The organism is Psychrobacter sp. TB55-MNA-CIBAN-0194, from assembly GCF_040309505.1.
GTDB lineage: Bacteria > Pseudomonadota > Gammaproteobacteria > Pseudomonadales > Moraxellaceae > Psychrobacter > Psychrobacter fozii.
This window is the reverse complement of sequence record NZ_JBEOOW010000007.1, coordinates 119212-131336: the sequence shown is the minus strand read 5'-3', so window position 1 is coordinate 131336 and position 12125 is coordinate 119212. Positions and strand designations below refer to the sequence as shown.

8 protein-coding genes are annotated in these 12125 nt (G+C 42.6%); 6 read left to right on the top strand and 2 right to left on the bottom strand.

Annotation, left to right across the window (positions count from 1 at the left end):
* Positions 1 to 207: 207 nt before the first annotated feature.
* Positions 208 to 2850 carry an aminopeptidase N gene (gene pepN, locus AAEY75_RS09965; protein ID WP_352259499.1) on the top strand — a complete coding sequence of 881 codons (2643 nt, stop codon included), beginning with the start codon at positions 208 to 210 and terminating at the stop codon, positions 2848 to 2850.
* Between the two features lie 114 nt (positions 2851 to 2964).
* Here the strand turns inward: pepN and AAEY75_RS09960 are convergent, their stop codons facing one another.
* A complete protein-coding gene (locus AAEY75_RS09960; RefSeq protein ID WP_110923758.1) occupies positions 2965 to 4047 on the bottom strand; it encodes a 3-deoxy-7-phosphoheptulonate synthase in 1083 nt (360 codons plus the stop codon).
* Between the two features lie 434 nt (positions 4048 to 4481).
* On the opposite strand from AAEY75_RS09960, the gene lpxB reads away from it, so the two are divergent.
* From lpxB to AAEY75_RS09945, 3 genes are all read left to right on the top strand, one after another.
* Positions 4482 to 5771 (top strand): lipid-A-disaccharide synthase, encoded by a 1290-nt coding sequence (gene lpxB / locus AAEY75_RS09955; protein ID WP_352259498.1) that lies wholly within the window; start codon positions 4482 to 4484, stop codon positions 5769 to 5771.
* Between the two features lie 66 nt (positions 5772 to 5837).
* Positions 5838 to 6713, top strand: a complete 876-nt coding sequence (gene rnhB, locus AAEY75_RS09950; RefSeq protein ID WP_352259497.1) for a ribonuclease HII — start codon at positions 5838 to 5840, stop codon at positions 6711 to 6713.
* 124 nt (positions 6714 to 6837) lie between these two features.
* Positions 6838 to 8118, top strand: a complete 1281-nt coding sequence (locus tag AAEY75_RS09945; RefSeq protein WP_352259496.1) for an Ltp family lipoprotein — start codon at positions 6838 to 6840, stop codon at positions 8116 to 8118.
* A gap of 201 nt (positions 8119 to 8319) precedes the next feature.
* Here AAEY75_RS09945 and AAEY75_RS09940 read toward each other — a convergent pair whose 3' ends face one another.
* Positions 8320 to 8985 carry a DUF924 family protein gene (locus AAEY75_RS09940; RefSeq protein WP_352259495.1) on the bottom strand — a complete coding sequence of 222 codons (666 nt, stop codon included), beginning with the start codon at positions 8983 to 8985 and terminating at the stop codon, positions 8320 to 8322.
* An 86-nt stretch (positions 8986 to 9071) separates the two neighbouring features.
* Between AAEY75_RS09940 and AAEY75_RS09935 the strand changes: the two genes are divergently transcribed.
* Positions 9072 to 10325 (top strand): carboxynorspermidine decarboxylase, encoded by a 1254-nt coding sequence (locus AAEY75_RS09935; RefSeq protein WP_352259494.1) that lies wholly within the window; start codon positions 9072 to 9074, stop codon positions 10323 to 10325.
* 258 nt (positions 10326 to 10583) lie between these two features.
* The gene (locus AAEY75_RS09930) at positions 10584 to 11858 is read left to right on the top strand and encodes a saccharopine dehydrogenase family protein (RefSeq protein WP_352259493.1); all 1275 of its coding nucleotides are present in this window, start codon (positions 10584 to 10586) and stop codon (positions 11856 to 11858) included.
* The last annotated feature ends 267 nt before the right edge of the window (positions 11859 to 12125 follow it).

Sequence of the window (12125 nt, the reverse complement as noted above, 5' to 3'; positions counted from 1 at the left end):
AAGCATCATTATCCAATGGTTGATTAACACAAGTTGTCTTAACATCGTTTGAAATATCACATATACATCTGCATTTCTTCTGGATGCTATAATCTTTAGACCTGCACTTGAAATTTGGCCGTTCAGGTCAATTTAGTTATAAGTCTAGCAAGCTCTTGTACCAATACCATTTGTCTATTTATATCATAAAAAATAATAGGAATTTATATGTCTACTGCTGAAACTGATGCTCAAATCATCAATGCTGATATGCCAGATGTACCACCGCAAGCACCGAGTAAAATCAACCTGAAAGACTATAAAAAACCAAGCTTTGATGTCGAAACGGTTGATTTGAATATCAAGTTGTTTGAAGAGTTTGCGCAGGTAGACAGTACGCTAAAAATGGTACGTCAAACAGCAGGAGATATTGTATTATTTGGTGAAGCGTTAGAGCTGCTTGCTATCAGTATGAATGGCGAGACACTGACGGCTGAGCAATATCAGCAAGACGCTGGCAAACTGACAATATCGAATGCACCTGATGAGGTCGTTCTAGATATCCAAGTACGTATCTGCCCGCAGACCAATACTGCACTTGAAGGCTTATATATGGCAGGTAGTGGTGACGATACCATGTTTGTCACCCAATGTGAGCCTGAAGGCTTTCGCAAGATTACCTTTTATCCAGACCGTCCTGATGTGCTAGCAATATTTACCACACGTCTGGAAGCAGATAAGCGCTACCCAACGCTATTGGCCAATGGTAATTTGGTTGAGTCTGGTGAGTTGGCCGATACGCCAGACCGCCACTATGCGATCTGGCATGATCCGACTAATAAACCAAGCTATCTGTTTGCCTGTGTCGTCGCTGACTTAGACGTACTAACGGACTCCTATACGACGAGCGAAGGCCGAGACGTCAAGCTTGAGGTGTATGCCAAGTCTGCTGATATCGATAAATGCGATGTCGGTATGCAAGCGCTAAAAGATGCCATGAAGTGGGATGAGGTCAATTATGGCCGACCATACGATTTAGACCGTTATATGATCGTTGCTGTCAGTCAATTTAATATGGGCGCGATGGAAAACAAAGGTCTGAATATTTTTAATACTGCCTGCGTATTGTCTAGCCCAGAGACAACGACTGACTCACGTAGCTTCAGTGTGAAAGCCATCATCGCCCATGAGTATTTTCATAACTGGACAGGCAATCGCATCACCTGTCGTGACTGGTTCCAACTGTGTCTAAAAGAAGGTTTTACCGTTTACCGTGACCAATCGTTTTCAGCGGATCAGCAGTCGCGTGCTGTACAGCGTATCGACGATGTCGCGACATTGCGCGCGCATCAGTTTGCAGAAGATGCAGGGCCGCTTGCACATCCTGTGCGTCCTGAGAGTTTCGTTGAGATCAATAACTTTTATACGACAACCGTATATGAGAAAGGTGCTGAAATTGTCCGTATGATTGCGAATACGTTAGGGTCTGATGACTTCCGCAAGGGCACTGATGAGTATTTCCGCCGTTATGATGGGCAGGCAGTGACCGTTGAGGATTTCTTGTCTGCACTGAGTATCACTGATAGTAAGATTGAAAACTTCATAGATTGGTATCGTCAGCCAGGCACGCCAGTGGTCTCTGGCCATCAAAGCTATGACAGTGCTGCGCAGACATTAATCATTACTTTGAGTCAGCAAACCCGTCATGTCAGTGGCTTTGATGCACCAAAACCATTGCCGATTCCGGTAGCGACGGCGCTGTTTAATCAAGACTCTGGTGACATCATCGCCGAGCGTATGTTATTGCTCGATCAAGCAACACAGTCATTTACCTTTGAAAATGTGACTAGTGAGCCAGTAGTCTCGTTGCTGCGTGATTTCAGTGCGCCAGTACAGCTTAATTATGATTATCAAGATGAAGACTTAGCATTTTTGCTTAAGCATGAAACCAATGGTTTTAACCGCTGGCAAGTGACGCAAATGCTCGTCAATCGTATCTTGCTACAAGGCCAAGGCTCGAAGAGCAGTCCTGACGTCTATCTAAATGCATTGGCTCAGACATTGCCTGACTTGGCAGCTGAAGATGCAATGTTAGCAGCACGTTTGCTCGATATTCCTTCAGCACAAGAGTTGGCGTCTGCGATTCATAAAGATTATGTTCCAGCGTTGGTGAAATCGCAGCGTGAAGGCTTGTATCAACTGGTAGCAGATACTCTAAAAGATCAATGGGCAGTACTTTATAAGCAGCTACCGATGCAGTCTTATGAAGACAGCCCTGAGGCACGTGGTACTCGTGCGCTACGTAATGTGGTGTTAGACATGGCATTAACGGCCAAAATTGAAGATGCAGCAGTATGGGCGCAGCAGCAGTATGACAATGCCAGCTGTATGACCGAGCGTTTCGGTGCGCTAAAAGTGATGGTCAATCATCAAGTGGCAAGTGCTGATGCTTATTTAGCCGATTTTTATGAGCGCTTTAACAGCAATTATTTGGTTATCGACTTATGGTTTAGTGTGCAAGCGTCCGCTGATACTGTCACGGCTGATACTATCGAGTCGTTGATTGCTCATACTGATTTTGATTGGAATACGCCCAACCGTGTACGCTCGGTCATCAGTGCCTTTACGTCACAGCCAACAGCGCTGTGGACAGCAGAAGGGTTGAGCCTTTATACAGGCGTGATCAAAAAGCTAGATGATGCCAATCCTGTCTTGGCCTCGCGCTTGTTGCAAGTGCTGGCACGTTGGAATACGTTGGCTGAATCACATCGCCAAATAGCGCATGAGCAGTTGCTTGAGTTGCAGCAGCAAGTCTCATCTAAGCATGTGCTTGAGAGTTTAAATAGTGTGTTAGGTGCAGCGAGCGAGTAGGTTAAATGACCTTGTGATTGAATTGAAAGCATAAAAAATCCCGTCCGACATAATAATGTTGGACGGGATTTTTTTATGCTTGGCTTATAGCAATTGACTATAAGCCAATGATGATTAGCGGTTAGGTAGTACGTCTTTTACCATGTCACGTAAGTTGTGTAGCGCAACTACAGTACTGTCCCAATCTAAACAACCATCAGTGATAGATTTGCCATATTCAAGCTGGCTCAAATCAGCAGTCAGTTTTTGATTGCCGCCTTTTAGATGACTCTCAATCATCATGCCGATGATTGATTTGTTGCCGTTCTGAATTTGCTCAGCGACGTTTTTGATGACCATAGGTTGTAGATATGGGTCTTTGCCTGAGTTGGCATGACTTGAGTCAATCATAATCTTGCTACTGGTTTTGCCTGCAGCCAGCGCATCTTCAACTTCAGAGACAGCTGTTTGATCATAGTTAGGTTTGCCATTACCGCCACGCAATACTACATGTGCGTAAGGATTGCCCTTAGATTTGATAATAGAGACTTTGCCATCTGATGATAGACCTAAGAAACTATGACCCGCTTTTACCGCTTGCATAGCGTTGACTGCGACTGTCATGCCGCCATCAGTACCATTCTTGAAGCCAACTGGGCATGATAGACCAGAGCTCATCTCACGGTGAGTTTGGCTCTCAGTTGTACGCGCGCCAATCGCTGACCAGCTAATCAAATCCTGCATGTACTGCGGGGTGTTTGGATCTAATGCTTCAGTCGCACAAGGCAAGCCTTTTTCGTTCAGATCAATCAGCAGTTTACGGGCCGTACGTAGACCTTTTTCGATATCGAAGCTGTCGTTCATATCAGGGTCATTAATCATACCTTTCCAACCGACAGTGGTACGTGGCTTTTCAAAATACACGCGCATCACAACAAAAACACTGTCTTCGATTTCTTTTGCCAATATGGCTAAGCGATCGGCATATTCGTGAGCGGCTTTGATATCATGGATAGAGCAAGGGCCGATGACCACAAATAAGCGTTTGTCTTTGCCATCCAAGATGTCTTGGATAGTATTACGGCCTTTCAAAACCGTGTCATACGCTTTCTCTGACAAAGGTAGCTCAGTTTTGAGCTCGTTTGGAGTGATTAGGGGGATGAATTGTTCAATGTTCACGTCATCAATATCTGCATTATGGGTAGCTGGTGTCGTCATGATTATATCGTCTAGCTAATTTATAGGAATAATCATTATGCGGACAAAACAGGCAGTTGACAAGGGTAGTCGGCGAGTTTATTGACTCATAACTGGAATGATAAAAACAAAACTTAGTTATACTTGTTTATTATCAGTCTTGTGTTGAGTGTAATAGACGTAAGATTTCTGCTTAATATTCTTATCCATAATGAAAAATTGAACGAAATTTTGAGTCATTTTTCATAGGTATATCATGCCACTTTTATCAGCTAACTTAGCTATTTATATCATCGTCACGTATGATGACAACATAAATGAGAGGACGCTAAAATAGTGCGTGCTGAGAATACTCATTAATCACCATATTTTAGTGTAGATTTCTCCAGCATTATTTCATAATAATTATTTTTTATTCTTTATAACATTGTATTTTTTAACATCGAGAGCTTGTCATGACAGATTTTTCTACGCCTGATAAACATACTGAACTCACAGAGCAGACACCTGAGTTAACATCGACGCCATTAGTGATAGGTATCGTCGCAGGTGAAGTATCAGGTGACAGTTTGGGTGCGGATTTTATGCAACAAATGAACAATTTGCGTGATGATATTGTTTGGGTAGGTGTGGGCGGCAGCATGATGGAAGCGCAAGGGCTACAAAGTATTTTTCCTTTGTCGCGTTTGGCCGTGATGGGATTAGTAGAGGTGATGGGCCAACTGCCTGATTTGCTCAAAGCCCGTCGTGAGCTGTTGAGCGCATTCAAAGCCGCTAATATCGATTGGTTCATTGGTATTGATGCTCCTGATTTCAATCTCAGAGTCTCTAAAAAGCTAAAGCCAAAAGGCGTGTTTTGTGTGCAGTATGTCAGTCCATCTATTTGGGCATGGCGTGAGTCACGGATTCATAATATTAAAGCGGCGACCAATCTGGTGCTGTGCTTATTTCCTTTTGAGCTACCTGTTTATGAGCGCCATAATCACCCAGCGATATGTGTCGGTCATCCGCTCTTACGCACCATTGATCAGACATTACTAGAGACACCGATTAATCAGCGCCGTAGTGAGCTGGTTTGGCATAACGATGGTTTGCAGCAGTTCTTTATTGAGCGATTTGATGACGTCAGCCAACTTATTTGTGTGATGCCAGGCTCTAGACGCGGAGAGATAACCGCTATTTTACCGTTGATGCTAGACGGTATTCAAAGGCTAATACTATTAGATCCAAAGCTGTGCTTTATCATTCCAACAGTGGACCAGAATCATCAATATATCGTGCAAGATGTGATTGATCAACGCTCAGAGCAGCTGCGAGCCGCGATAGTCGTGGTATATGATGATAGCCAGCCAGCGTTTAGTCAGCAGGCCATGGCCGCATCAGACATCGTTATGCTAGCGTCTGGTACGGCAACGTTAGAGGCAATGCTGCTAGAGCGGCCGATGGTCGTGGTTTACCAATTAAACAAGCTCACCTATCAGATAGCTAAGCGCTTGGTAAAAGTGCCGTATGTGGCGCTGCCTAATATTTTGGCGGGTACGGCCATCGTCCCTGAGCTTATTCAAGAGCAGGCAAGCGGGGATAATATTTGCCGTACGCTCATGCGCTTATTGCAACCACGGGCTTATGCCGAACAATTAAAAGACCTTGTCGCTACCAAACGATCATTAGAACAGCAAAGTAACCATGACCCAGCCAATAGCGTGGTTGAGCAATGGTTTATTCAAAAAGACCATAAAGCCTAATGCACAATACTGCAGATTGACCCACGCTACATTTCCACTATTTTGATAAAAAGACACAGCATCGCTATGAGTAAACAGCACAGTACCGACAGCTCAATGACACCAATTAAAGTGAGTATCGAGAGCATTGATATTAAAGGTCAATATATCCAATTGGCAGCTCCCATTCATTTGTCCGGGCGACTCAATGTCTCTGAGCTTCTCACTCAATATTCAGTAGACAGACAGCAAGATTTAACACAGCCAATGCTACAAATTGGCATCGATGAAGCAGGGCGTGGGCCGTTGCTCGGGAGCGTCAATGTTGCCGCTGCGATATTACCTGCTGCTTGGTCAGGACTGATTGAGGAGCAGCCACTCACGGGTACGCCGCTATCCATATTGACAGACTCCAAGCAATTGAGTGAAAAAAAACGCGACATTCTTTATCCGTTGGTGAAGCAATATGCAATCGGCTATGTTATCGCTGATATACCTGCAGCAGTGATTGATCAGGTCAATATCTTGCAAGCGACCATGTTAGGGATGCGCCTATGTACCGAAACGTTGATAGAAGTGGTTGCTCAACAATTTGTTATGGCTCATGAAATCGAGGCAGATGCTGATAAACCGTTACAAGTTGAAGTACTATTTGATGGTAATCGTTGTCCAGAGTTGGACTTTGCTAAGCTTACTAAATGCGGGGTCGAACAGGCTAATATCGACTGCCAAGCATGGGTGAAGGGCGACGCTCGTCATACTAGTATTGCCGCGGGCAGTATCTTAGCAAAAGTAAGCCGTGATGAAGCCATGTATGCGCTTGATACACAGCACCCAGAATACGGAATTGCCAAACATAAAGGCTATCCAACGCGTGCACATATGGAAGCGATTGACACCTATGGCGTATTATCTGAGCATAGACGTAGCTTTGCACCTGTCAGAAAGGCGCTAGAAAGCTAAAATATATCCTTAATGAGGTTAAAAAGCTCTAACAACTAATTTGTAAAAAAGTATTTTAAACTAAACATTTGTTATATTAAAATAATGCTTTATAGTTGGATATTTTACATTTTAGGTGGTGATAATGAATAATTTAAAATCAAAGATACTATCAGTGTGCGCTTGGTTTTTTGGAATTTTCTTTATAGCAACGGCACTAGGAATGATGGCACAAGGAGCTATTGTCACTAGTGTATTAATGCTAATCGGATCGGTTCTGTTGTTACCACTTATCAAGCGTTTAATCTTAGATAAAAAACCTAAAATAGGTAGGGGTAAAATAACAGTAGCAGGCTCTACTCTAATATTTATATCAATGTTATTTATCCCAACAGATGACCAGACAGCAACCAATGAACCAGTAACTACAGAAACAGAGGTTGATACTGTAAAGCCTGAACCCACTCCAGAACCTGAAGTTGAGAAACTGCCTGAATATAAAATTGTAGAAGATACGGTTAAGGGCGATATTAAACGTACTGTAGAAGTGGAGCTATCGTCACGGATGGATGAGGAATCTCTTATTGCTTTAGCAGAAAAGATTTATGCTCTGTCAGATGCAAAAGTTGAGCGAACTTTTATCACGTATCGGCTTGCTAGTGGAGGTGATGGGAGTGCTTGGGCAACGACTCACTATAATCCTGAGTTTGAGGTAAATATAGTTGGGGCAACCGCATCGGATTACGAAAGAATAAAAAACACCAATATATCTAAAGGTGAATTAATAGGGAGCTGGATGGCCAGTCGTGGAATGGACTCAAAGGTGACTGCATATAAGAAAGATGGTCAGATTTATATTCAAGAATTATATGATTTCGGTCCACTCTCAAAAGAAGACACAGTCTATGAGTCAACTCAATTAGATAAGGGGTTAAGGCTTCAAGATGAGAGCGGAAAAGATCACAATGAATACTTCATTATTAATAAAAATGGTGATCTAGAGTTTTGGAGTGAAAACGGTAATTACTATACGGCTCCGAAAGTCTCCGATGCCAAACTTCAACAAACACAAGTAAAAAGTGAAAAAGTCATACTAGAAAAGCCAAAAGACCTATCTCGGCCACAAAAGAATGCTGTTAGATCAGCAAAACAATATATTGGTATAACGGGCTTCTCACGAGATGGACTTATCAATCAGCTTTCATCAGAATATGGTGATGGCTATGAAGTAGCTGATGCTACCGTTGCTGTAGACAGCTTAAATATCAATTGGAATGAGCAAGCCGTGAGATCGGCAAACCAGTATCTTGATATGACAGGCTTCTCTTGTAATGGACTAATCGAACAACTTTCATCGAGTGCAGGTGACAAGTACACTGCAAATGAAGCAGCTTATGGAGCACAACAAGCAGGTGCTTGTTCATAATTATCCATAAAATTTGAAGAAATTTATCCTACAACTTATCAGTACGTTAATATTTTTTAGGTTCTATAGAAAGGGCAATAGATTTGACTAGCAAACTGTCCTTATAAAATAGCCTAAGCATAAAGCATACTGTCATTGAAATATGAAAAGCCACCTACTTATTTATAGGCAGGTGGCTTTTGCTTTTATAATTTAAAATACTTAGAACGATGAATTAGGCTGCTGTAAGAACACTTCTTCTTCATAAGTTGATTCACGATCCAACGTATTATTACGATGAGGGTAGCGGCCAAACTGCTCAATGATATTTTTATGGCGATGTTCAAAGTCTAAAGTATAAGCATCATCCAATTGTTCAAATAATGGCAGATAGCGCTCGTGAATGACTGCCGATTCAGAGTGCATAAACGGCATGATAATAAACTTGCGCCATGCCATTGGTAATGTATCAAAATAGGGTTGCTGGCTGGCTTCTTGTGCTAAAGCGACGGCCATACCATCCTGTGCAAAAGCACCGACTTGCCCGCGGCATAAGTTACGTGAAAACTGATCCAACACGATAATTTCTGCCAAGCGTCCAGCTAAAGCCGTGATTGAGCTATTACTGTCTAATGAGGATTCTGAAAGTCGCCAAGTCGCACATTCACCCTGTTTGGCTACTTGCCAGATATCGCCAAATTTATTTTTTATTTGTCTATCAAAGTTATCATTTTGTGCAAACCAATATTGCTCATTGTTTGTATCAAACCAAAAGTCCAATACGGCCCGCGCATTAGGATTTAGATGGGTCAAATCAATATTTTTTGGATCCAATTGAGCCGAGTTGGCTTGACTGGACGAGGTGGAGTAGTCAGTTGAAAGTGCCATAAGCTATTCTAATCATGATAAATTTAGTCTACTATAGCGAAAAATATTATTCGCTACTGTTATCAAATGCTATCGGGTGCACCATCATGAATACATCATCTACCAATCCAACTTTTACCAAATCTACTAGCCAGTCTATCAACGTGCCAACGCCTTACTACTTACTCGATGAAGCGGCCATCGTTGCCAATATGCAAATCATTGCACGGCTGTGCGAGCTGTCCGGTGCAAAGGCATTATTAGCACTGAAATGCTTTGCCACATGGGGCGTGTTCGATATTATGCAGCCGTATTTGCATGGCACTACCTCATCGTCACTTAATGAAGTCCGTCTGGGCTATGAGACTTTTGGCAATAATGATGCGAGTAGTAAAGACAAAAAAGAAACGCATGCTTACAGCGTGGCATATAGTGCAGATGAAATCCCTGAAGTATTAAAATACGCGGATAAAATCATCTTTAACTCTATCTCGCAGCTCAATGCTTTTGGCGAGCAGGCACGTGCGCAAGATATTCCTGTCGGGCTGCGTCTAAACCCAAAAACCAGTAATTCGTCTTTTATTATTGCTGATCCTGCCCGTCCTTTTAGCCGTTTGGGTGAACACGATAAAGATAAAATCACCGCAGTACTTGATGATATCACAGGCGTTATGATTCATAACAACTGTGAAAATGACAGCTTTGAAGCCTTTAGCGAAAGTCTGGCAGATATTGAAAACAGATTTGGCGATATTCTGGCACAATTAGAGTGGGTAAGCTTAGGCGGTGGTATTCATTTTATTGCGCCTGATTATCCGCTAGAAAAGCTTGCTGAAAGATTAAAAGGATTTAGTGAACAATATGGCGTGCAAGTCTATCTTGAACCGGGTGAAGCGAGCATTCATGGTGCTGGCTCGCTAGTCACGACCGTATTAGACACCATGCACAATGAAAAGCATCTTGCCGTGGTTGACTCGTCTATCGAGGCGCATATGCTTGATCTATTGATTTACCGCGAGTCAGCACCTATTGCCGCTATTAATAATACAGCGATGGATATCGCTCCTATCGGTCACTCAGTGATTGAGACGTCAGAACCTATTCTCGACAGTGAGATAGACAGTACGCTCATTTATGGTCGCTCGTGTTTGGCAGGGGATATTTTTGGTGAGTACGACTTGCCAAGTAACTTACAGATAGGTGACCAGATTACCTTTGGTAATGCCGCAGGTTATACCATGGTGAAGAAAAACTGGTTCAATGGCGTCAACATGCCAGCGATTGTGATTCGTCGCCTTGATGGATCGATTGATGTGCAGCGTGAGTTTGATTATCAGGATTATAAGGCCAGCTTGTCTTAATATTCAGAATTTAGTATTAGCATAATATTTACATTGTTAATAAGATTGCTGTTTATTCATGAATTTTTGCCAAAAAGAGATTAAAAAATTGTTATAATCGCCTCGGGCAAATATCCATTGGTAAAAAATGGCATTTGCCCGACGGGTGCGTGGGTTTTCCTCGGTCTTCCTTTTTAATTCACGCATATCATTCACTCGTTTCTGTTTTGCATAGCCGCTATCAATGGTATCGACAGGGACACAAAGGAGGATTGTTCATTGAACACAAACCAACAAGCTACAACCAACAAAAAAGATGTGCTCATCATTGGAGCAGGCGGTGTCGCTCAAGTAGTTGCGCATAAATGTGCCATGCATAATGACGTGCTCGGTAATATTCATATTGCCTCACGCACGGTAGATAAGTGTGATGCCATCGCTCAAAGTGTGCAAGAGAAAGGCAGCTTCAAGCAGCCAGCGACTTTGCATACTCATCAAATCGATGCCATGGATATCCTTGCGCTGATACAGCTGATAAAAGACACAGGCATCCAAATCGTTATCAACGTTGGCTCACCTTTTTTGAATATGAGTGTGCTAGAAGCTTGTATCGAAACGGAAGTTGCTTATATTGATACGGCTATTCATGAAGATCCTCGTAAGATCTGTGAGACGCCGCCATGGTATAACAACTATGAGTGGAAGCGTAAGCAGCGCTGTGCGGACAATAAAATTACCGCTATCTTAGGTGCAGGATTCGATCCTGGTATGGTCAACGCTTATGCGCGTCTTGGCTATGACATGATGGATGCAGGCTCGGTCACAGACATCGATATTATCGATATCAATGCTGGTAGCCATGGCAAATATTTCGCCACTAACTTTGATCCTGAGATTAATTTCCGTGAGTTTACGGGTACGGTTTATTCTTGGCAAGATCGTAAGTGGCAGTCAAACAAAATGTTTGAAGTGAAGCGTACGGATGATCTGCCTGTGGTTGGTATGCAAAACAGCTATCTAAGCGGACATGATGAGATTCACTCATTATCAGCCAACTTAGACGTGCCAAACATTCGCTTTTGGATGGGTTTTGGTGAGCACTATATCAATGTCTTTACTGTGCTTCAAAGCCTAGGCTTGTTGTCTGAGCAGCCTGTCATGACGGCTGAAGGGCAAGAAGTCATCCCACTAAAAGTGGTGAAAGCTGTACTACCAGATCCAAGCTCTTTAGCAGCAGAATATACTGGCAAAACTTGTATCGGTGATAAGGTTAAAGGCAAGATAGATGGCGTAGATAGCGAAGTATTTATCTACAATGTCTCTGATCACAAAGAAGCCTTTGAAGCCATGGGTAGCCAAGGTATTTCTTATACTGCGGGTGTGCCACCTGTCGCGGCCGCTATGCTTGTTGCTACCGGTGAATGGGACGCAGGCAAGATGGTCAACGTCGAAGAGCTTGATGCTAAGCCACTTATCAATCTATTAAATAAGATTGGTTTGCCAACTCGTATCAAAGACGAGAATGGTGATAGAGCGCTTGAGTTTGATATCTAGTTAGTTGTAATCTGTATCCGAAAGCCCCTCTGACTCACTATTGAGTCAGAGGGGCTTTTTTTTGTTTTTACAGAATTTTAGGTTAAAGGGCTTGCAAGAATGTTAAGCCATTGCTAGACATTCAACTTATAAATATTTAAATGATAATGATTTTCAATATCATTAATAGAAAAAGTAAGGTAGTATTTCAGCTTTGTATAGTTGAACTCAAATAATTTCGATACAAGGAAGCCGAGTGCAAGCTATACATTAGTATGGTTAGCGAGG